We start from the raw sequence: 22,360 nt of genomic DNA, 5'->3' as shown, positions 1-22,360 counted from the left end.
TATGTCAGAGAATATCTCAGAACAAATTGACGAAGCCGAAGATGATAATTTAAAATTTATTGCTATTGCCGGTAATATTGGTGCGGGCAAATCGTCGTTGACAGGTCTTTTGGCAAAGCATTTTGGATGGGAGGCCTTTTACGAATCTGTCGATGATAATCCCTACTTATCCGATTTCTATGATGATATGCGCCGGTGGAGTTTTAACCTGCAGATCTACTTTTTGTCCAGCCGATTTCGGCATCAGAAAGAGATGCTGCAACGCGAAGGACGTTTTGTACAGGACCGGACGATTTATGAAGATGTTGAGATCTTTGCCAAGAACCTGCACGAAATGGGATTGATGAGCGACCGTGATTTTGCGAACTATGAAGCACTCTTTCAGGAGATGACCAATTATCTCCAAGAACCCAGTTTGTTAATTTATATTCGCGCGCAGGTTCCCACGCTCGTCCAGCAAATCCAGCAACGGGGTCGCGATTATGAAAACACTATTCGTATTGAATATCTTGAGCGTTTAAATCGCTTGTATGAAGATTGGATTCAGCGTTACCCCCATGAGAAGCTTATTATCGATACTGATGACCTCGATTTTGTAAATAACAAAGAGGATTTAGGCCGCATTATTGAGCTTATAGAACAGCGATTATTTGGATTGTTTAATTGATTGCAGGTAAATTCAAATATTCATATTTTTGGGCACTATTACAGATATGTCAAAACTTGAATTTAACATAGTAGAAATACCCGACGGTGAAAGCCGGCGCACGGTAGAATTAACCGAAGAGGATCTGGACTTGTCGCCCCATACGTTTGAGGGAGGGACAGTTGATCTGCTTTTTTACCGTACGTTACATTTTATTCGGGTGAATTTTCATGTGGATTCGGAAATAGAAATTACGTGTGATCGGTCACTTGAACCATATATTCAGCCCATTGAATCAGACTATGAAGTAGTTTTCAAAGTTGATGTACAAGAAGAAACAGAAGATGAAAATGGAGCTGTACGTCGGTTTAATTTTTCAAGTAATACGCTAAGCATTGAAGATGAAGTCCGTGATACTATATTTTTAAATATCCCAATTAAGAAACTGCATCCGAAGTTTCTTGATGAAGAAGGAAAGCCAAAAGAGTTTGAAACAAAATCTTTCGGAGATACTAAAGAAGATAAAGACGCCGAGGTTGTAGATCCCCGGTGGGAAAAATTGAAAGAACTTAAGAATTAACAGAAATATCATTATTAGCTAATGGCACATCCAAAACGTCAACATTCTAAGTCAAGAACCAACAAGCGTCGATCACACCACAAAATTGGTGAGCCAACCCTGGCTGAATGCGATAATTGTGGTGCATTGCATCGTTATCATCATATTTGCAAAGAGTGCGGCCACTATCGCGGGCGGCAAATCCTCGATGTGAACAAGTAATTCTATCCTAATCTCTTATTCATGATCATTGCTGTAGATGCCGCAGGGGGCGACTACTATCCAAAAAATCCGGTTGAAGGATCAATACAAGCTATCGAAGAAGATCCCAATCTGACGGTTGTTCTTGTTGGACCTGAAGAATTGATTAATAATGAACTCGAAGGACATGACTACGATCAGAAACGATTGTTAGTTCAGCATGCCCCGGAAGTTATTGGTATGGATGAGTCACCTGCACAGGCAGTTAAAACCAAGCAGAATTCTTCTATTGTTACCGGTGTTGGAATGCACAAAAGAGGAAAGTGTAATGCTTTCCTGAGCGCCGGTAATACCGGTGCGTTACTTGCTGCTTCAACTTTTCTCTTGGGGAAGTTGGAAGGTATAAGTCGACCTACGATTGCAGCAATTTATCCCACAATTAAAGGGCCCCGTTTGGTGATGGATGCCGGAGCAAACCTGGAGGTACGTCCATCAATGTATGTTGAGTTCGCCAAGATGGGGCGGGTCTTTGTTAATGAAATTATGGATGTTGATGACCCTCAAGTAGGCTTGCTTAATGTTGGAGAAGAAGAGGAGAAGGGGACAGAAAACCTTAAAAAAGCTTATAAGGAATTGCAGTCACTGCCCAAATTTGTTGGGAATGTAGAAGGGGGCGATATTTTCAGTGGAAAGGCAGATGTGTTTTTGTGCGACGGCTTAATAGGCAATATCGTTCTCAAATTTGGTGAATCTATTCCCGATGCGCTTGAGTTATTTGTGAAAAAAGGAATCAAAGATTTAGGCCTTGGAGCAGAAGAAGCAAAATTAGTGAATAAGGTATTAAAAGCATCACTTGCAGAGTTTAACCCCGATAAAGTAGGTGGTGTACCTTTCTTAGGCGTTGATGGATTAACTATGGTAGGACACGGCAGTAGTTCTCCATTGGCGATCAGAAATATGATATTGAGTGCCGCAAAATGTGTGGATCACAATATCAACGAAAAAATTGTAGCATCTCTTAAATAAATAATCCCCATACATGGCGGAAGCAACACAAGCAGCAATAACAGCAGTAGGACATTATCTGCCTGAAAATCGGCTGACCAATGCCGATCTTGAAGAATTGGTAGAGACAAATGATGAATGGATTCGAACCAGAACCGGTATTGAAGAGCGGCGTATCCTCGAAGATGATGATAAAGCCACCGCCTTTATGGGGGCAGAAGCAGCCAAAGAAGCACTTGAACAGCGCGGTATATCGGGTGAGGAAATTGACACTGTTATTGTTGCAACCGTAACCCCCGATTACCTTTTTCCTGCAACAGCTTGTCTGATTCAGAACGAGATTGGAGCAACCAATGCATATGGCTTCGATCTATCTGCCGCTTGTTCAGGTTTTTTATATGCGCTTACAACGGGTGCTAATTTTATTGAATCGGGCCGGGCAGAAAAAGTATTGGTGATCGGAGCCGATAAAATGAGCTCAATAATTGATTATACTGATCGATCAACATGCATTTTATTTGGTGACGGTGCCGGAGCTGTGCTTCTTGAAGCTTCCGAGGATGAAACAGGAATTATTGATTATATTCACCGCTCTGAAGGGGATACGAATTTATCCCTATATCAACCGGCGGGTGGTAGTTTGAATCCGGCCACTGAGCAGACCGTTGCCGAACGATTACATTACGCCAAACAAGACGGACGTACGGTTTTTAAGAAAGCTACCGTTGGAATGGCGGATGTTTCAGCAGAAATTATGGAGAAGAATGACCTTACGGCCGATGATGTAGCATGGCTGGTTCCGCATCAGGCAAATTTGCGTATTATTGATGCTACGGCAAATCGCATGGGTCTCGATAGTGACAAAGTGATGGTCAATATCGATAAATATGGGAATACAACGGCCGCAACCATACCACTTTGTTTGTATGACTGGAAAGATGAATTAGAACATGGAGATAATTTGATTCTGGCCGCTTTCGGCGGTGGCTATACCTGGGGATCAATTTATCTAAAATGGGGGTGGAAGTAAGCTATGAGTACAGCATATTTATTTCCCGGACAGGGGGCACAATCTGTTGGAATGGGACAAGCTCATTATAATGATAACGAGCAGTTTGCCTCATATGTAAATCGAGCTAATGCTATTCTCGGCTTTGATCTGAAACAGATCATGTTTGAAGGTCCCGAAGAAAAATTGAAGCAAACGGAATTTACGCAGCCTGCTATCTTTTTACATTCTATTGCTCTGTTTAATACTTTGGATGCGGATCCGGGTATGGTAGCGGGACATAGTCTGGGGGAATTTTCTGCACTTGTCGCTTGTGGAGCAGTAGCATTTGAAGATGCTCTCAACATTGTACGTCGTCGCGGTGAGTTGATGCAACAGGCCGGAGAAAATAATCCCGGGACCATGGCGGCCGTTATTGGGATGGATGACGAAGTGGTAGAACGGATTTGTAAACGGGCAACTGAAGAGGTTGGGAAGGAAGTCATTGCAGCGAATTATAATTGCCCCGGACAAATTGTGATTTCCGGGGATGAAGAAGCAATTGATAAAGCGATTGCATTACTGAAAGAAGAAGGGTGCAGGCTGGCAAAAAAACTTGCGGTCAGTGGAGCTTTTCACTCTTCATTGATGCAGCCAGCCTATGATGGCCTTAAAAAAAGTTTGGAAACCTTGGATATCTCAAAGCCAAAGTGCCCGATTTACAGTAATTACACTGCTGAAGCTACATCAAATCCCGAAGAAATTCGGTCGAACGTGTTGAATCAGTTATTGAACCCGGTACGATGGACTCAAACGCTTCAGAATATGCATGAAAATGGTGCTGATACCTTTATTGAGGTGGGACCGGGAAATGTTTTGCAGGGGCTGGTAAAACGCACGCTTGATGATATTACAATAAACGGTTATCAATAAAATTATTAGATCATGAGTTTATCATTAGAAGGAAAGACAGCATTAGTTACGGGAGGAAGCCGTGGAATTGGTAGAGCTATTGCCTTGACATTGGCTGATTATGGAGCTGATGTCGCCATTACTTTTGCCAGTTCGGTAGATGCAGCAAATGAAGTCAAGGAAGAGATTGAAGCTAAAGGATGTAGGTCTAAAGCTATTCAGGCTGATGCTGTAAAGCTTGATAAGGCTGAGGAGGTTATCAATGAACTGATTAACGATTGGGAAAAACTGGACATCCTGGTCAACAATGCAGGTATTACGCGTGATAATTTGATCCTGCGAATGAGTGAAGAGCAGTGGGATCAAGTTATTGATACGAACCTGAAAAGTATTTTTAATTATAGCAAGGCTGTTGCAAAGCCTATGATGCGAAATCGAGGTGGTTCTATTATAAATATCAGTTCAGTAGTGGGTCTCTCCGGAAATGCCGGACAAAGTAATTATGCGGCCTCGAAAGCAGGAATTATTGGGTTTACGAAATCATACGCGAAAGAATTTGCTTCAAGAAATATACGGGCAAATGTTGTTGCTCCGGGATATATTACAACAGAAATGACTGACGAACTTGACGAGAAAATTTCAGAAGCAATTGAAGAAGAAACCCCCATGGCACGTGCCGGCGATGCAGAAGAAGTTGCCAATACCGTACTATTTTTAGCTTCTGACCTTAGTTCTTACATTACCGGAGAAACAGTACGTGTGGATGGCGGAATGGCTATGTAAACCATATTTTAACATTCAGCATGTAATGCTGAATGTCCTTAATCCATAAAAATGTATTTTACGAATTTATATTGTATTTTCAGCCCATGCTTAACGAAAGTGGGCAGATTTCATTAAAGTTAACCCGAACATAAGTTAAATTACCGTTATGTCTCAAGACGTTGAATCAAAAGTAAAATCAATCATTGTTGATAAATTAGGTGTTGATGAATCAGAAGTTACGCACGAAGCGAACTTCACTAACGATTTAGGTGCTGATTCATTGGATACTGTTGAGCTCATTATGGAGTTCGAAAAAGAATTTGATATCAGCATCCCTGATGAAGATGCAGAAAACATTGCTACCGTAGGTAATGCTGTTGACTATCTCGAAGAGAAAGTAAGCTAATATTCTCAAGCGCTAATATTTTTAGCATGTCTAATCGCAGAGTTGTAATTACCGGAATCGGTGCCCTTACCCCTGTAGGTAAGACGGCACCCGATTTCTGGAATGGTTTAATATCGGGTAAGAGCGGAGCTCAGCCTATTGAGCATTTTGATACCTCGGACTTTCCCACAAAATTTGCCGCCCAAATTGAAGACTACGACGAACTGGATTATTTCGAACGCAAAGAGGCGCGTCGACTGGATAAAGTATGCCAGTATGCGCTTATAGCTGCCGAAGAAGCGATTCAGGATACCGGTCTTGATTTGGACGACATCAACAAGGATGATGTTGCGGTAATTGTTGGAACGGGTATAGGAGGTATGAATACGTTCTATGAGCAGTCCATTTCATTTCACGAACATGGACCGAGAGGCGTATCTCCGTTTTTTATTCCCAAATTAATACCCGATATGGTAGCGGGACAAATATCCATCAAATATGGATTTAAAGGGCCCAATTTTTGTGCAGTTTCAGCATGTGCTACCGGATCCCATAATATAGCTCTGGCGTATGACTCCATTAAAAATGGGCAAAGCGACATGGCAGTTTCCGGAGGTTCTGAAGCACCGGTTTCACGTATTGGTGTAGCCGGCTTTAACTCTATGAAAGCGATGTCCACCCGTAATGATGACCCCCAAACCGCATCACGACCGTTTGATAAAAACAGAGATGGGTTTGTACTTGGGGAAGGATCAGGAATTTTATTTTTGGAAGAGTACGAACATGCTAAAGAACGAGGGGCTCAAATATACGGAGAAATTGTAGGGTACGGCTTTTCAGCTGATGCCCATCATATTACAGCACCTGATCCCGATGGAGAAGGAGTGATTTTAGCTCTTAATCGGGCGCTCAATTCTGCAGGAATATCTACTGAAGATGTAGACCATATCAATATGCATGGTACTTCAACACCACTTGGTGATATTGCCGAAACTAATTCCATTAAAAAGGTATTTGGAGATCATGCTTATGAAATAAATCACAATTCAACCAAGTCAATGACAGGTCATGCCCTTGGTGCAGCAGGGGCCATAGAAGCGTTAGCTACCTTGCTATCAACCTATCACGGGATGATTCCGCCAACGATAAACTTTGAAACGGCTGATCCTGAATGTGACTTAAATTATACCTTTAATGAAGCAGAAGTGCGGGACGTTAAATATGCCCTAAATAATGCTTTTGGGTTTGGCGGTCATAATACTACGCTCGTTTTTAAAAAATTCGAAGAATAGTTAATGTTCGATAAACTCAGGTCATATTTTCAAACGGACGAAGAATTACCGCCTGAGCAGGAAGAACGAATACGAAAACTCGAAGGGATTATTGGCACATCCATTGATAATCCCTTTATCTATATACGTGCTTTACGGCATCGTTCTACATTAGTTGATGATAAGTTTTCATCGATTGATTCGTATGAACGACTTGAATTCTTAGGTGATGCTGTCCTTGATCTGATTATTACCGAGATTATTTTTGATCTTTTTCCCAATAAAAATGAAGGGTTTCTCACAAAGTTACGGGCTAAGCTTGTAAAGGGTGACACGTTAGCCATGTATGCGAAAAACTTGGAGCTGAATGACCTTATGCTTCTGGGGGAACGGGTACGTGGACAGGGTATAGAACAATCTAAAAGTGTTTTATCTGACCTTTTTGAAGCTCTTGTGGGCGCTTTATATCTTGATTTGGGCTATAAACCTACCTCCCAATTTGTTCGAAATGTAATACAAGAACTTGTGGATTTTGATCAAATTATAAATAGCCTTGATAATTATAAAAGCATGCTGCTGGAATTTGCCCAAGCGAAACAAATGGAAATTCCGACCTATGCTGTTATATCAGAAGAGGGGCCGGGACATGATAAGACTTTTGGTGTTGAGGTCTATGTAGATGAAAAACCAATAGCCCAGGGAAAAGGCAAGAGTAAGAAAGAAGCCGAACAACATGCTGCACGCAAAGCATTAGAAATATTACAGTAATAATACCTACCTATCTGTTAGTAGTTTTTACCCCAAGAACTACTGTTTCTTAGAATAACTATTACTTTTGTGATATTAATTTTCAAATCTTCGTAAAAGAATAGATAAATCCTAAATTATTGTTCTAAACACAATAAAATCAAGGATTACCCCACAAAATAATTAGGAAAATTTAACTGGGAATGTAATTAAAAAGTAATAGATTTTTAATTACCTGATTTGGGAACACTTTAAATTTTTAAATAGAGTAAACTATTCAGGTCAAATGGTTTAGGAAATATCATTCAGTAAAATATATACTACTGAATATTAAAGGCTTAAGGTGATGATTTTGTATAAGGAAAAATAATATTAAATAAGAGAGAGGGTTACATTATGGAAAAGGATTACCCATTAAGTACAAATTCAGTACGAAAAAAGGACGCGAAGAAACCTGTTTTTATTACGCAAAACCCCGTCATGAAGGAGTTGTTGGCTAAAGTAATGTTGGTAGCAAAAACCAAAGCAACTCTGTTGATAACCGGAGAGAATGGAACGGGGAAAGAAGTGTTGGCTCAGTTGGTTCATTACCATAGTAATAGGAGTGAAAACCAATTAGTTGCTATAAACTGTGGTGCAATCCCATCTGAATTAGTTGAAAGTGAGTTTTTCGGTCATGAAAAGGGAGCATTTACAGGAGCACATGCCAGAAAAGAGGGTTGCTTCGAATTAGCACATAAGAGTACACTCTTTTTGGATGAAGTTGGTGAGATGCCCAAGTCGATACAGGTAAAACTGCTCCGAGCCGTTGAGTTAGGATCTTTTCGTAGGGTTGGTGGTAAGGAGGAGATTGAAGTTGATTTGGGCTTGATCTCAGCTACAAATAAAGTTCTGTTTGACCAAGTACAATCCGGAAGTTTTAGGGAGGATCTTTTTTACCGCTTGAATGTTATCGAATTATACGTACCGCCGCTAAGACATCGTAAAGAAGACATTCCATTATTAGTGGAATTCTATAAAAATCATTTTGTAGAAAGCTATGGGATAGAGGATATTACATTCTCAGAAGAAATTATTGATATATTTTTATCGTACGATTGGCCCGGTAATGTGCGTGAGTTGAAAAATGTTGTTGAGCGGAGTGTTGTGCTTTCTGATGGTGAGGAAATTACTCCTGATGTTATACCATCACGCATCCATCGAGGTGAAAATATATATCCGGTGTGTAAAGGCAATTCTTACGACAAAATTATCCAAATTCCAATTGGAACAAGTTTAGGTGAAATAGAACGAAAAGTTATTGATCAAACTCTGTATTCTGTGGATAATAATAAGACTGAGGCAGCTAAAATTTTAGGTTTCAGTCGAAAAACATTGCATAACAAATTGGCAAAGTATGAAGCTGAAAAAGACGAATCCGAAAGTTCATCTTCTTAGTTGAGAAATCTATCCAAAAGGGGAAGCCTTGATTTAAAATACGTAAAAAGTGCTGGGTTGCATACTTCTCCGCTTGTATATATTTCGGATGTAATTTGGTGGTGAATATTGTTGGGCAATGTGATTTTTTCAGATAACTAATCCCATCTTGCAAAGTAAATGAAATGTTTTGACTCCTATCATTATCCAGGATATTGAATGGTTAAGTATAGGATTCGCAAGTATCCATAATTTGAACTGAAGCCATTTTAGAAGAGATAGTATCCTTGTCCAACGAATCAGAAATCAAAGACTTTAAACTTGTTTCTAATCGAACGGTAGTAATAGTCATAGCCGCCGGAAAAACGTTATAAAGCTCACCGGTTGTAACGTCTTGACTGATAAAAATACCAGTTACTTTTCCGGATTGTAATAAATCCAAAAGTTGTTTTTGGCTATCAATAACAGGATAACCCATATAACTTTTATTTTTTTGCAGACCTTGATGATCAACAAACCCCAAAACATTATAGCGATCAGACAACATATGTTTGATCTTATACAAAATTATTTGTCTATCTCTGTTGGTTCCATAAATGAGTACATTTTTACAGCTGTATTTCCTTTTTGCTTTTAAAGCCTTTTGTGACAGCTGATAAATAATAAAACCGGGTAAGATGCCGAGAATGAAATAGTATATCCCCGATAGATTGAAGGGGATAAGTCCTTCTGAACTCATAGAAAATATACTAATCAAAACTATGATTGGTGTAACATTTAAAATAAACAACATTACGTATTGGGATTTTTGTAGTTGGCATCAATCTTATAAGGCAGTTTCCAACTCATGGAAAAGGGTAGGTGCTCCGATTTTATTGTTTCACCAAGAGAAAGAATAGCACCTTGCATTATTGCATTTTTAAGCTGTCGAATATTGCCTGGCCAATTATAGTTAAAGCAGTCATAAAGGGCTTCGGCCGATATTCTTAAATTCTTATAGTCTTTGTTTTGGTCTCTGATTTCGTTGAGAAAGTTATTTATCAGGATGGGAATATCTTCCTTACGTTCACGCAGTGGGGGGAGCATTATTACTACGGGATCCAACTGAGCAAGTAATGTATCCCACGCCGATGAATGGGTAAGATCTCTATACGATTCTTGATTAAAAGAAAGAACTAATCGAGGAATTGAGGTTTTATCCAATCGATATAATTGATTAATTCCTTTATTTACGGATGCAATAATGTTGACCATATACTTTTGAGATAGTTCTGAAAACTGATCCAAATACAGGATACCTCCATTTGCTTGTTCCAATGCCTCATACTTTAATGTAAGTTGATTTTCATCAAAGTTGAGATGCCCCCAGAAGGTATCCTTATAATCTTCCTCATTAATGTCTACACAATAAAATGAAAAGAAAGGTTTATTTGCCCGTTTGCTATGTTGATGAATAATTTCCGCAATTTTTTTCTTCCCGGAGCCAATTTCTCCAACGATGAATACATTAGAATCCAGTTTAGCTAATTGTAACACCTTATGGAAAATATCTTGCATCAGTAGGCTTGCAAAAGATTTTTCGATATCTTTGAGTAGTGCATTTTTTGTTCCGATAGTATTCATTGATGCAATCATGATGTAGGAGGATGTATTTGGATAAATAAATAACACTGATACAAAATTCAGTTTGACATATCACTACAAAAAGCAACTATGGTCAAACTTTTCGGTAAAGTTATTTCAGAGTCCTTCTCTTTCTATCCACCTTAGCTACAACAAATGTGCCAAATTTTATTAAGGGTAGGTTTTAGTGGATTGATCAAAGAATGCAGAGATATGACATTCATTTTTAAGCATCAAGCGGGTGTACTTGGGAATTAATTTCATAGGAGATTTTTAAGAAAGTGTAATATTGATTCACAACATATTGTTGCTTCTCTATTAAAAAATTGGTTCAAAAAAATATTGAGAAATAATATTTAGATTTTACAAAGTGTGTAATTATGAATAATAAGACTTCACAGCTGTATATTTATACATATGGTATGCCACCAAACTATGGTCATAGGTTAATTTATTATAGATAAGAAGGTTCTCTACTATTTTGGCGCGTTTGTTGCTTATAAAAGATGAATAGTTGCAACAGGCATCTTTAACTACATGGATCAAGAGATATTAAAAGTAGACTTAGTTATTTATCACATATTTTAAAGAAGAGAACCAATGATTTTTTTTGAGGTATTTAATTATTTATTGCTAATCATGGGTGGGGGTATTGTTATTTATTATCTACTGATTAGCTTATTCGCCTTCCGCAGGGATAGGGACAATAATTTTGAAACAGTTAAAAGTCGTAAGTTTGCAGTCATTTTATTCATTCAGGAGAAAGAGCAGGTATTATCTCGTTCATTATATAGTTTGTCCGGATTGGTTTATCACAAAAATAAATATGATTTAATCGTTATTGCTGATAATTATACTGATAGTATTGTTCAAGTAGCAGAAAAAATGGGAGCTAAAATAGTAATCCCCCCTTCAGATAAGTTACGCGGCGATAATAAAAATATTTTGCCGTGGGTGTTTGCACATCTCTTAGAAGAGGAACAATCCTATGATGCAATGACCGTATTTAATTCTGATGGATTGGTATCTGGGAATTATTTGGAGGTGATGAATTATTATCTGGAGCAGGGAAGTGAGATTATACAGGGTAGTTATAAGAATTTGCATACCCCAAAAGGATGGATTGATAAGATTTGCGAGATGAATTTTTTAATGGATTATATAATCTATCCACAGGGGCGTAAAGCATTGGGATTAGGAACCAATATTCGAAGCAATGGAATGTGTTTTTCCACTTCATTATTACATGAATTTCCTTGGAAAGAAGGACAGCAAAGTATAAATGAATATGGTCTTAGCTTACGTTTACATGGCATAGAAATAGACTTTGCTCCCGAGGCTGTTGTATATACAGAAATTTTGACTGAGAAATGGAATAGAAATAGTTATCTAAATACTGGTAGCTATCAGCTTCTGAAGAAATATGCTCCTCAGCTATTACGTAACACACTAAAAACAAAATCCCTTAAATATATCAATATTCTATTTGAATTAATTTCTCCACGATTTGTAAATATGGTACTCTTTGTTGTAGCGATGAGTATAATAAATGCAGCTGTTTGGTGGGGAGGATGGATATTAACGTCGCCATTACTACTTTGGTTGGGTATAATGGGATTATCAATGATAAGTGTTTTTATAAGTTTGATAGGTACCGGTTCTCAAAATAAGTTTCTGAAATCGGCTTTTTATATACCAATAAATGTTTATGTAAAGGCGAAAGGGCTCATCCAAAGGTTTCTTAGAAAAGAAAAAGTTGTTGAAGGACATGGGGGAAAAGATAATCCCCTTGTAGTTAAGGATGAGAATCAACCCGTAAAATAATTTGTAGTAATAGTAAAAAGAGAGAAAGCTGAAAGAGTCATCAAAAGAGCTGCATGAACGTAAATTGAATAGCAAAGTGCTTTAAAATGGAGCACTATCGTCACCGCTGGGATTGTGGCCCATCGGTGGCGGGCCTCCATCGTTTGATTGCTCACCATTATTCGAAGAATTATCCTGAGGTTCTCCATACGGACCGGCATCGGCGGTTGTAAGATTTTCGAAACGAGCATAGTCTTCCACAAAATATAATGGGACACTTCCGGTTGGACCGTTACGCTGTTTGCCAATGATAATTTCTGCCAGTCCCGTAGTGGATTGCCCCTCAGGCGTAGTTTTAATTCCATAATATTCTGGACGATAGATAAAACTTACAACATCAGCATCTTGCTCAATAGATCCCGATTCACGAAGGTCACTAAGCTGAGGACGTTTGTCACCACCTCGCTGTTCAACAGCCCGGCTAAGCTGCGATAGGGCAACGACCGGAACATCTAATTCCTTGGCCAGGGCTTTAAGTCCACGAGATATTGAGGCAATTTCTTGCTCTCGGGTACCATGATCTCCGCTGGCGGTCATCAACTGCAGGTAATCCACAATGACCAGGCCAATATCGTGTTCACTTTTCAGTCGCCGGGCTTTGGTACGGAGCTCCATAATGCTCAGGCCGGGCGTGTCATCCACAAAAATATTGGCCGTAAAAAGTCGACCGGCTGCATCAATAAGACGCTTAAAATCCTCATCTTCTAACTGGCCTGATCGCGCACTCTGAGCATTAATCCGTCCTTCCATGGTCAATAGACGCTGAACAAGCGATTGGTTTGACATCTCCAGACTAAAAATAGCCACCTTGGTACGCAGTTTTTCATTTTGATGCAAAGCAGCGTTACGAGCCGTAGTTAAAACATAGGCTGTTTTACCCATCGAAGGACGCGCAGCAATAATAATAAGATCTCCGTTTTGCCAGCCGGCCGTCATTTTATCAACATCGGTGCCGGTAGGAACACCGGTAATCCCTGAGGATTTGCCCCGGATATCCTCCAGATAGGAGAGAGTATCTTTTAAAACATCCCCAATGGGTTGGGCCTGGGATCGCTGCTTTGAATTAGCAAGATCAAAGATCCGCTGCTCCGCAAAATCCAGTACATCAATTGTATCAGAAGAACTGTCATAAGCTTGTTTAATAATATCGGTGCAACCAAGAATTAAATTACGCTTTGTTGCTTTCTCAGCAATGATTTGGGCGTGATAATCAACATTGGCAGCTGAACTGACCGATCGTGTTAACTCTGATAAGTATCCGGCACCACCACAAGTATCAAGTAATCCTTTATCGCGTAATTCATTTTCCACCGTGAGCAGGTCGAGAGGATTATCGCGCTCATAAAGATCGTGTAACACCTCAAAAATATGCTGATGCGCAGGCTTGTAAAAATCTTCCGGAGAAAGCATCTGCAAGGCAATAGTCGCTGCTTCATGTTCAATCAGCATGGAACCCAGCACAGCTTCTTCAACCTCTACAGCCTGGGGCGGTACGCGACCTTCTTGATCCAAAACTTTGGAGTCCGAGTTATTATAATTTGATCCTTTATTTGGTGCCATCCGAGAATTGATCTGAAATTATAGCAAAATTCGTGTGATCTGACTGATATGAACAATCCCAATTATTTATTGTTCATGCATCCATAAGTATAATAAAAGCGACACTCTTACCGAAGTAAAAGCCCCTTTAATTTTTTAAAAATTTCAGGGTTGTCCACCAAGCTCATCATATCTTTTGCGGAGCAGCTGAACGTCTTCCCACGTAGGTCGTTTCCATTTGGGATGGCGAAGCAATGCAGCGGGATGATAGGTTGCTAATAACTCATATTTGCCCCTAAAATCGTGAAATTGGCCCCTCATCTTTGTTAGGGATAGGTTATTATCCAGAAGTGTTTGGGCGGCCACTTTACCAACGGCTAAAATTAATTTCGGCTCAATTAAATCAATTTGTCGCAATAAAAAAGGCAGGCTTCGTTCGCGTTCTTCCGGTTTGGGATTCCGGTTATTTGGGGGGCGGTGTTTTAGAATATTGGCGATGTAAACATCCTCCCGCTTGAAGTTAATGGCATCAAGGATTTTATTCAGTAATTGTCCGGCCTTTCCTACAAAAGGCTCACCTTGTTTATCCTCCTCGGCCCCGGGCGCTTCACCAATAATCATTAAATCCGCAGTGGGATTTCCGACGCCAAAAACCAATTGCGTTTCTTCCAAATCGGTACGAAGCACATCAGCTTTTTCACACAGCGCTTTAAGCTCCTCTAGAGAATCACATTTATCAATGTGATAATATACATCATTGGATTGATCCTTATTAAATAACCCTTCTTGTGAAGTAAATTCCTCATCATGTTGGGTATTTTGTCCGGAAGATGTTTCTTGCACGGATGGCTCTGTTACAACGCTGTTGGGCGAAGGTGATGCGTGGGAAGGAGTGGATTTGTCTTGGGGAGATACTTTATTTTCAGGATCCATCGAAAAATCCCCATACAGTTCACGCTCTTGCTTAATGAAATTAATTGCATCTGCAATAACTTTTTTGGGATCTCGGTCAGAATCAGTCATAATTTTTTTATCCAACAATTTCGGCAATTACTTCTTGTTCTTGTTTCGCCTCCCGAGTTAATTCTCCAATCAGATACCCCTCATTAGATCGAGCTCCCAGCCTGACCGGTAAAATCCTGTTTTCGTACTGGGAGTTATAGGGAATACCAACGCGGATGTAATTATCCGTCCAACCCAGCATGGCACCATCATGATTTGCTCCCTCAAATAGCACCGGACGAACTTCGCCTGTAAAGGAAGTATCAAAATTAAACCGTTTCTTCTTGGAAAGACGACGCATTTTATGAGTGCGTTCTTTACGTACGCTGTTTTGTACTTCTGGCTCAATAGTTAAGGCATGTGTATTGGGGCGTTCCGAATAGGTAAAAACATGCAGATAGGAAACAGGAAGACTATTGACAAAATCATAGGATTCTTGAAAAAGCTCATCAGTTTCACCCGGATGACCGGTAATGACATCCACACCAATTGCAGCATCGGGCATCAATTTTTTAATGAGTTCAACCCGTTGTCGATACAGATCAGATTGATAACGTCGCCGCATGAGTCCCAACATTTTATCGCTACCGCTTTGGAGGGGCATGTGGAAGTGTGGCTGTATTTTATCTGATTCCGCTGTGAAGTGAATAATATCTTCATGCATCAGGTTAGGTTCTACCGATGAAAACCGGATGCGTTCAAGTCCATCTACAGCATCCAATTGTTGCAGGAGCATTAAAAAGTTTTGATCCGTTCCACGTCCGAAATCACCGGCATTCACACCTGTAACAACTACTTCTTTAAAACCGTCTTCAACCAATAACTTTGCATTTTCAACAACGGTATTAATTTTCGGGCTACGACTTTCGCCACGCGCCATCGGGATGGTACAAAACGAGCAGTTATAGCTGCAGCCATCCTGTACTTTTAGGAAAGCTCGGGTTCGATCATCCGCAGAAAAAGCATTGTGGAAATCAACTGCCTCGTTCACATCTGAATTATATACAATGGGTTCCGATCGTTTTTCAAAATCATCAAATAGTTCGAGTAATTTAAATTTATTCTTGGCTCCGAGTACCGCATCTACTCCGTCGATCTCAGCAATTTCTTCAGGTTCCAGCTGAGCATAACACCCGATAACGGCAACAAAAGCCTCGGGATTTCTGCGAAGCGCACGTCGTACGGTATTGCGGCAGGTACTGTTGGCACTTTGCGTCACCGAACAGGTATTAACGACATAGATATCCGCATGGGTATCAAAATCGGTTATATCATAGCCTTCTTGCTCAAAGTCGCGCTGTATGGCCATCGTTTCGGAGTAATTGAGCTTACAGCCGAGGGTTTTAAAAGCAACTTTTTTCATGTATTCGTAGATGGTGGGATTTCGGTTCGCAGATCGATCAAAAGGAAAATACGAAATGACTGTAAAAATATCGACGACGATAAATATAACTGAGCATGCCCGGTTCTTGCCAATCATGAATTGTAAAATTATTGCTCATCCTATCCGTCAGTATATAATTATTACTCGTGGATACTTTTTCCATGAATAGAAAAGGGCAAGTGTGTTCAAGTTAGGGGATCAAGAATAGCTCTGCTCAAAGGTGGTACAGTTGTTGTAACTAAGTTCTACACAGAATTATTATTTCTTTGAAAATCAGGATATGAAACAAAATAAAGTATATATAGCGGGTCATCGGGGGATGGTAGGGGCAGCTACGCTTGAGCTTTTTAAAAGCAAAGGTTATTCAAATATTGTAACCAGATCTCGCAGTGAGCTGGATCTGCGTGACCAGCAAGTCGTGAATGAGTTTGTTGGAAGAGAGTGCCCGGATATCATTGTTTTGGCGGCTGCAAGGGTGGGAGGTATTTTGGCTAACGATCAAAATCCATATCCTTTCTTACATGATAATCTGGCCATTCAGACGAATGTGATAAATGCTGCTCATAAATATAATGTGAAGCAGTTCATTTTTCTCGGCAGTTCTTGTATTTATCCCAAGCATGCCTCGCAGCCTATCAAAGAAGAGTATTTGTTGACTGGTTCTTTGGAGCCAACCAATCAGTGGTATGCGATTGCAAAGATTGCGGGTATTAAGCTTTGTGAAGCCTTAAATCGTCAATATGGACGTAACTACGTTTCGCTGATGCCGACGAATTTATATGGTCCCAGAGATAATTTTGATCTCGAGACTTCACATGTAGTACCGGCTATGATCAGAAAATTTTATGAGGCGACTGAAAACGGTCATGCTCCTGTAACGCTATGGGGGACGGGAGCACCCAAGAGGGAGTTTCTGCATGTTCAGGATTTGGCCATGGCTATTCTTTTTGCCGTAGAAAACGAGATTGAGGGGGATATGTATAATGTGGGTACGGGCAAAGATATCTCAATATGTGAGCTTGCATACTTGATACAACGGATAGTAGGCCATGAGGGTGAAATTATTTGGGATACTTCTAAGCCTGATGGGACACCGAGAAAACTTCTGGATGTCTCCAAATTACACGCTTTGGGATGGAAGCATAATAAGACGTTGTCAGAAGGCCTTACGGAAACATACCGATGGTTTCTGCAGAATACAAATCAGTTAAAAGAAGTAAAGCTATAACGTAAAATAAGTTTTAAATAAATAGTGAGGGATGGTTTGAAAGAGAATAGAAAAGTAGCATTGATCACAGGAGTAACTGGCCAGGATGGTTCGTATTTGGCAGATTTTCTACTGCAAAAAGGATACGAGGTGCATGGTATTAAACGCCGATCAAGCTCATTTAATACCGGTCGTGTTGATCACATTTATCAAGATCCTCATGCTGATGAACTACCGTTTTATCTTCATTACGGTGACTTAACCGACTCAACAAATTTGATTCGTATTATCCAGGATACCCAACCCGATGAGATTTATAATTTGGGAGCACAGAGTCATGTACAGGTATCTTTTGAAGCTCCTGAATATACTGCCAATAGTGATGCACTGGGAACTCTTCGCATTCTTGAGGCTATCCGAATTCTGGGTTTAGCAGACAAAACTAAATTTTATCAAGCTTCCACAAGTGAACTCTATGGTAAGGTGCAGGAAGTTCCGCAGTGCGAATCCACACCGTTTTATCCGCGTTCCCCCTACGGTGTGGCCAAACTTTATGCCTACTGGATTACTGTAAATTATCGTGAGGCTTATGGCATGTACGCGGTAAATGGGATTCTGTTTAACCACGAGTCCCCCGTTCGCGGAGAGACGTTTGTGACCCGAAAAATAACGCGTGCAGCCGTTCGTATCGCCGCCGGCTTACAGGAGAAAACCTATCTTGGAAACTTGGAAGCTAAACGGGATTGGGGACATGCAAAGGATTATATCGAAGGCATGTATCTAATGCTTCAGCAGGATGATCCTGAAGATCTGGTGTTAGCTACAGGGGTAACCCACAGTGTACGAGAGCTTTGTGAATTGGCATTTTACCATGCCGGTGTTACGCTCAAATGGATTGGTAAAGGGATTGATGAAAAGGGGATAAATGCAGAAACAGGGGATGTGATTATTGAAATAGATCCCCGCTATTTTCGTCCTACCGAAGTGGATCTACTTATTGGAGATGCCACCAAAGCCCGACAAAAATTGGGATGGACTCCTAAATATACCTTTGAAGGACTTATTGAAGAGATGGTTCGTGAAGACCAAGAAAAAATTAACCTCATAATAAATAATAAAGATGAAGACTATTCCAAGCTTTCCAATTACATCCAATAATAATACGGGCATAGTAAAGCCGAAGCCCATTGTTCAATTACGAGAAAAATTCATTAATCACATCCAAAATCGTACGGCTAAGATAGGTATTATTGGTCTTGGCTATGTAGGACTTCCCCTTATGTGGACGTTCCATGAAAAGGGTTTTCCGGTTGTTGGTTTTGATGTGGATCAGACTAAAATTAATAATATCGAAAGCGGCAAGCCTTATATAAAGCATCTTGGCTATGATATGATGGAAAAACTTGCAGCTTCGGATCGGTGCTCGGCGACCCTTGAGTTTGCAAAACTTAGCGAGGTAGATGCCATTATTATGTGTGTGCCAACTCCGTTGAATACCTACCGCGAGCCTGATATGCAATATGTTGAGCAAACAACACAGACTATTGCTAAACAACTTCAAAAAGGGCAGCTGGTTATATTAGAATCGACTTCGTATCCCGGGACAACCGACGAGCTTATTATTCCGATTTTAGAGAAAGTTTCAGGAATGCAATCAGGCAAGGATTTCTTTGTGGCATATAGCCCGGAGCGCGAAGATCCTGGGAATCCAAATTTTAATACTGCTAAAATTCCAAAAGTAGTTGGGGCCGACGGGGCTGATGCTCTTGCTGTCGCCAAGGCATTATATGATTCCGTTATTGTGGAAACGGTCCCCGTTTCAAATAATAAAACGGCCGAAGCGGTTAAGCTCACCGAAAATATATTCCGATCGGTGAATATTGCACTGGTTAACGAGTTGAAAGTCGTCTTCCAGGAAATGGGTATTGATATTCATGAAGTATTGGATGCCGCAGCTACCAAGCCTTTTGGCTTTATGAAGTTTACCCCCGGCCCGGGATTAGGCGGGCACTGTATTCCCATTGATCCGTTTTATTTAACATGGAAAGCCCGTGAGTATGAGCAAAATACGCGTTTCATTGAATTAGCCGGTGAAATAAACACCAGTATGCCGCGATATGTTGTAGAGCGGACGATTAAGGCCCTGAATTCACACCACAAGGCGGTTAATGATAGTAATGTGTTGATTATTGGTCTTGCGTATAAGCCCGATGTAGATGATCTGCGAGAATCACCGACTTTTAAGCTGATGGATCTGCTGAATAAATATGGGGCTAATATCTCTTATTACGATCATTACATACCCGAAATATGGGAAACAAGAGAGCATAAAGACTGGACTGGACTAAAGACCGTGGCGTGGAATAAAGAAACCATTTCGGAATTTGATGCTGTAATTATTTCAACCAATCACTCTGATATAAATTACCAAGAGTTGGCCGATTGGAATGATGTTATTATTGATACCCGCAATGCGATGAAAAATATTCAACCACGAACCAGTTCCCAGATTTGGAAGGCATAGATGTCTCTTTAATCGGGAGAAACAAGTCAACAATGTTAGGATGAAAAAGTTATTAGTTGTAGTGGGTACACGGCCTAATTTTATTAAGGTCACACAGTTTAAACATGTGGCAGAGCAGGAGTTTCCGGGGAGTTTTGATATCAAAATTGTACATACCGGTCAGCATTATGACGATAAAATGGCCGATGTGTTTTTCAAGCAGTTTGAGTTGACCCCGGATTATTTTCTGGAAATCCCTCCCTCATCCCCAAATAACCAGATGGCAGAAGTTATGAAACGTTTGGAGCCGGTGGTGCAAGAGGTACAACCCGATTTAATTTTAGTGACGGGGGATGTAAATTCAACATTTGCAGCATCACTGACGGCCAATAAAATGAACATCCCACTGGCTCATGTAGAGAGTGGTTTACGAAGCGGTGATCGGACGATGCCGGAAGAGATTAATCGTATTTTAACAGATGAAATTTCCGACTATCTATTCATCACTGAGCAGAGCGGAATGCGGAATCTTTCTGGAAACGGTAAGACCGAAGATCAGCTCTTTTTTGTCGGTAATACCATGATTGATACGATGGTAGCCTTTAATGATAAGATTAACGACTCACCTATTTTGGAAAAGCTGGGACTTACAAAAGACAATTTTGTGCTTATGACTATGCATCGCCCGGCAACGGTTGATCATAAGCAGGAGTTGATCAAGCTAATTCACTTAATTGAGGAAATAGCTCAGTCTGAAAAGTTGGTATTTCCTATTCATCCACGAACCGTTAACAAGCTTAAAGAATTTGATCTGCACGATCGATTGATCACAAATAAAAATGTGCTATTAACTGAACCCATGGATTACTTTGCTTTCCAAAAATTAATAGCCAGCTGTAAATATATTCTTACCGACAGTGGGGGTATTCAGGAGGAATCAACGTTTAGGAGAGTTCCATGTTTGACGCTACGTCCAAATACAGAGCGTCCATCGACGATACAAATTGGGACCAATACACTTGTTCCTTTCGATTTGGAGGAAATAAAGCGAGTCATCTGTTCTATCAAGGAGGGACGTTATAAGAAAGGATCTATTCCAGACAAGTGGGACGGAAAGGCGACGTACCGGATTTTGAAGACCATTAAAGAGCAGATTTAGCTTTTAATACCCATTAATCTTCACTCCGGAAGGCTCAAAAAAAGGGAGGCCAAATATTATTTGGCCTCCCTTTTCAATTTAAAGAAGTGTTAGAAAAATTACGGCTGAAACCCATTTACAACGGCATGGGCAATAAAGTAAATATCACCGGAAAGTCCATCTACTTCGTAAGTATATTCGGTAATATTATCATGAGAATTTTGGTTGCCGTATTGGCCCGGAGCTACCGTATACCCATTGTTAGACACCTGCGGATAGGGAGTGGATCCCACATACAAATGCGTTTCCAACAATGTATAGAGAGCGTTTGTAAAGAATGATTGCTCAGTCATAGTATATGTTACCGTAAGCGTTCCGTCTGTATAGTCAGCGGTAAGAATTCCAACTAACGTGCCTTTTCTTAAATCACATTGTCCAGCACCGGCATATATATCCAAAGTTTGTTCGCTGTTATTCTCAGTAATTAGTCCATTGGTCCAACCCCAATTATTAAACGAAACATTAGCAATAATTTCTTCATCAAAACAAGTGGAATAATTGCTGTCAGTATTCTTTTGCCCATTTTCGGCAACTGTTTTGACTGCAAATGCTGTTTCGTTGCCCATCATAATCGTTTGCCCGTCGTTTTCGATAAGCGTAACACCCTGAAGCTTGGATAACATTTTCTGTTTGGTGTTGGTGTAGTTTCGCACTTCCGCTACGATATTTTTTACTTTTTGCACATCAAAATGAGCTCCTCCATTGCTATAGATGCTCGAAGGCATATTTTTGTATTCACTTATTTTATCAACGTCAAATGATGGATAATCAATAAGTGACCAAATGATTACCTGAATTTCACGATAGGTTAAAGATGGGTCATTCATTCGTAGCTGATCTTTTATGCTCATGAAATAATTTAATGCTTTCCATTCTACATAACCTTTGGTGGAGTAAAATTTAACTCCTTTTTGTTCTCCTTTGACATAATCGTCGTTCCACTCAACACACCATCCCTCCCTAATAGATCCATCTTCAAGAGTAACGTTGAAGAAGCTATTTGGATTAACTTCAGCCTCAAGGTTCATGGTGGTATTTTGTGCGCCCTCAATTGGCGTCACCGATTTAAGGTATGTAAAGCTTTCACTCAAGCTAACTTGCGAACTTTGTTCACAGGAAGATAGGCCCAATACCATTCCGGCTAAT

Annotated in this window: 22 protein-coding genes; 16 read left to right on the top strand and 6 right to left on the bottom strand. The window is 40.2% G+C overall.

The features are described 5' to 3' along the window. The first annotated feature begins 1 nt into the window (after position 1). The 11 genes from ACQ76V_RS09195 (at position 2) to ACQ76V_RS09145 (ending at position 8,916) form a co-directional block, all read left to right on the top strand. Positions 2-667 (top strand): deoxynucleoside kinase, encoded by a 666-nt coding sequence (locus tag ACQ76V_RS09195; protein WP_441000197.1) that lies wholly within the window; start codon positions 2-4, stop codon positions 665-667. Positions 668-713: 46 nt separating this feature from the next. Beyond that, positions 714-1,226 (top strand): YceD family protein, encoded by a 513-nt coding sequence (locus tag ACQ76V_RS09190; protein ID WP_441000196.1) that lies wholly within the window; start codon positions 714-716, stop codon positions 1,224-1,226. A gap of 21 nt (positions 1,227-1,247) precedes the next feature. After that, positions 1,248-1,427: a 50S ribosomal protein L32 gene (gene rpmF / locus ACQ76V_RS09185; protein ID WP_441000195.1), complete on the top strand. Its 180-nt coding sequence runs from the start codon at positions 1,248-1,250 to the stop codon at positions 1,425-1,427. A gap of 21 nt (positions 1,428-1,448) precedes the next feature. Further along, a complete protein-coding gene (gene plsX / locus ACQ76V_RS09180) occupies positions 1,449-2,432 on the top strand; it encodes a phosphate acyltransferase PlsX (RefSeq protein WP_441000194.1) in 984 nt (327 codons plus the stop codon). A 13-nt stretch (positions 2,433-2,445) separates the two neighbouring features. Then, positions 2,446-3,441 (top strand): beta-ketoacyl-ACP synthase III, encoded by a 996-nt coding sequence (locus ACQ76V_RS09175; protein ID WP_441000193.1) that lies wholly within the window; start codon positions 2,446-2,448, stop codon positions 3,439-3,441. 3 nt (positions 3,442-3,444) lie between these two features. Then, positions 3,445-4,332, top strand: a complete 888-nt coding sequence (gene fabD, locus ACQ76V_RS09170; RefSeq protein WP_441000192.1) for an ACP S-malonyltransferase — start codon at positions 3,445-3,447, stop codon at positions 4,330-4,332. Positions 4,333-4,344: 12 nt separating this feature from the next. After that, the gene (fabG, locus tag ACQ76V_RS09165; protein WP_441000191.1) at positions 4,345-5,094 is read left to right on the top strand and encodes a 3-oxoacyl-[acyl-carrier-protein] reductase; all 750 of its coding nucleotides are present in this window, start codon (positions 4,345-4,347) and stop codon (positions 5,092-5,094) included. 148 nt (positions 5,095-5,242) lie between these two features. Next, the gene (locus tag ACQ76V_RS09160; RefSeq protein WP_441000190.1) at positions 5,243-5,482 is read left to right on the top strand and encodes an acyl carrier protein; all 240 of its coding nucleotides are present in this window, start codon (positions 5,243-5,245) and stop codon (positions 5,480-5,482) included. Positions 5,483-5,508: 26 nt separating this feature from the next. Beyond that, on the top strand, positions 5,509-6,753 hold the full coding sequence (gene fabF / locus ACQ76V_RS09155) for a beta-ketoacyl-ACP synthase II (RefSeq protein ID WP_441000189.1): 1,245 nt from the start codon (positions 5,509-5,511) through the stop codon (positions 6,751-6,753). Between the two features lie 3 nt (positions 6,754-6,756). Continuing rightward, a complete protein-coding gene (gene rnc / locus ACQ76V_RS09150) occupies positions 6,757-7,500 on the top strand; it encodes a ribonuclease III (protein ID WP_441000188.1) in 744 nt (247 codons plus the stop codon). A gap of 375 nt (positions 7,501-7,875) precedes the next feature. After that, positions 7,876-8,916 carry a sigma-54 interaction domain-containing protein gene (locus ACQ76V_RS09145; protein ID WP_441000187.1) on the top strand — a complete coding sequence of 347 codons (1,041 nt, stop codon included), beginning with the start codon at positions 7,876-7,878 and terminating at the stop codon, positions 8,914-8,916. Between the two features lie 202 nt (positions 8,917-9,118). Here the strand turns inward: ACQ76V_RS09145 and ACQ76V_RS09140 are convergent, their stop codons facing one another. Then, the gene (locus tag ACQ76V_RS09140; protein WP_441000186.1) at positions 9,119-9,634 is read right to left on the bottom strand and encodes a nucleoside-diphosphate sugar epimerase/dehydratase; all 516 of its coding nucleotides are present in this window, start codon (positions 9,632-9,634) and stop codon (positions 9,119-9,121) included. A 53-nt stretch (positions 9,635-9,687) separates the two neighbouring features. Beyond that, a complete protein-coding gene (locus tag ACQ76V_RS09135; protein ID WP_441000185.1) occupies positions 9,688-10,530 on the bottom strand; it encodes a sigma-54-dependent transcriptional regulator in 843 nt (280 codons plus the stop codon). A gap of 588 nt (positions 10,531-11,118) precedes the next feature. Between ACQ76V_RS09135 and ACQ76V_RS09130 the strand changes: the two genes are divergently transcribed. Then, positions 11,119-12,342, top strand: a complete 1,224-nt coding sequence (locus ACQ76V_RS09130; RefSeq protein WP_441000184.1) for a glycosyltransferase family 2 protein — start codon at positions 11,119-11,121, stop codon at positions 12,340-12,342. Positions 12,343-12,423: 81 nt separating this feature from the next. On the opposite strand, the gene dnaB is transcribed toward ACQ76V_RS09130, so the two are convergent. The 3 genes from dnaB to mtaB all read right to left on the bottom strand — a co-directional run bounded on the left by dnaB (position 12,424) and on the right by mtaB (position 16,402). Next, the gene (gene dnaB / locus ACQ76V_RS09125; RefSeq protein ID WP_441000183.1) at positions 12,424-13,941 is read right to left on the bottom strand and encodes a replicative DNA helicase; all 1,518 of its coding nucleotides are present in this window, start codon (positions 13,939-13,941) and stop codon (positions 12,424-12,426) included. A 144-nt stretch (positions 13,942-14,085) separates the two neighbouring features. Continuing rightward, positions 14,086-14,943 (bottom strand): uracil-DNA glycosylase, encoded by an 858-nt coding sequence (locus tag ACQ76V_RS09120; protein WP_441000182.1) that lies wholly within the window; start codon positions 14,941-14,943, stop codon positions 14,086-14,088. Positions 14,944-14,950: 7 nt separating this feature from the next. Then, positions 14,951-16,402, bottom strand: a complete 1,452-nt coding sequence (gene mtaB, locus ACQ76V_RS09115) for a tRNA (N(6)-L-threonylcarbamoyladenosine(37)-C(2))-methylthiotransferase MtaB (RefSeq protein ID WP_441000181.1) — start codon at positions 16,400-16,402, stop codon at positions 14,951-14,953. Between the two features lie 184 nt (positions 16,403-16,586). Between mtaB and ACQ76V_RS09110 the strand changes: the two genes are divergently transcribed. From ACQ76V_RS09110 to wecB, 4 genes are read left to right on the top strand one after another with little or no spacing between them, the layout of a single operon-like run. Further along, positions 16,587-17,534 (top strand): GDP-L-fucose synthase family protein, encoded by a 948-nt coding sequence (locus ACQ76V_RS09110; protein ID WP_441000180.1) that lies wholly within the window; start codon positions 16,587-16,589, stop codon positions 17,532-17,534. 36 nt (positions 17,535-17,570) lie between these two features. Next, positions 17,571-18,671, top strand: coding sequence for a GDP-mannose 4,6-dehydratase (gmd, locus tag ACQ76V_RS09105; protein ID WP_441000179.1), 1,101 nt, complete (start codon positions 17,571-17,573; stop codon positions 18,669-18,671). After that, positions 18,634-20,037, top strand: a complete 1,404-nt coding sequence (locus tag ACQ76V_RS09100; RefSeq protein WP_441000178.1) for a nucleotide sugar dehydrogenase — start codon at positions 18,634-18,636, stop codon at positions 20,035-20,037. Before gmd ends, ACQ76V_RS09100 begins: the two co-directional genes overlap by 38 nt. A gap of 40 nt (positions 20,038-20,077) precedes the next feature. Beyond that, complete coding sequence (gene wecB, locus ACQ76V_RS09095; protein WP_441000177.1) at positions 20,078-21,175, top strand: non-hydrolyzing UDP-N-acetylglucosamine 2-epimerase; 1,098 nt, start codon at positions 20,078-20,080, stop codon at positions 21,173-21,175. Positions 21,176-21,273: 98 nt separating this feature from the next. Here wecB and ACQ76V_RS09090 read toward each other — a convergent pair whose 3' ends face one another. Beyond that, complete coding sequence (locus ACQ76V_RS09090) at positions 21,274-22,305, bottom strand: hypothetical protein (protein ID WP_441000176.1); 1,032 nt, start codon at positions 22,303-22,305, stop codon at positions 21,274-21,276. Positions 22,306-22,360 lie beyond the last annotated feature (55 nt).

This window comes from Fodinibius sp. SL11 (genome assembly GCF_052060035.1).
GTDB lineage: Bacteria > Bacteroidota > Rhodothermia > Balneolales > Balneolaceae > Fodinibius.
Note: the sequence above shows the minus strand (reverse complement) of the source record. Positions and strands in the feature narration are given on the sequence as shown.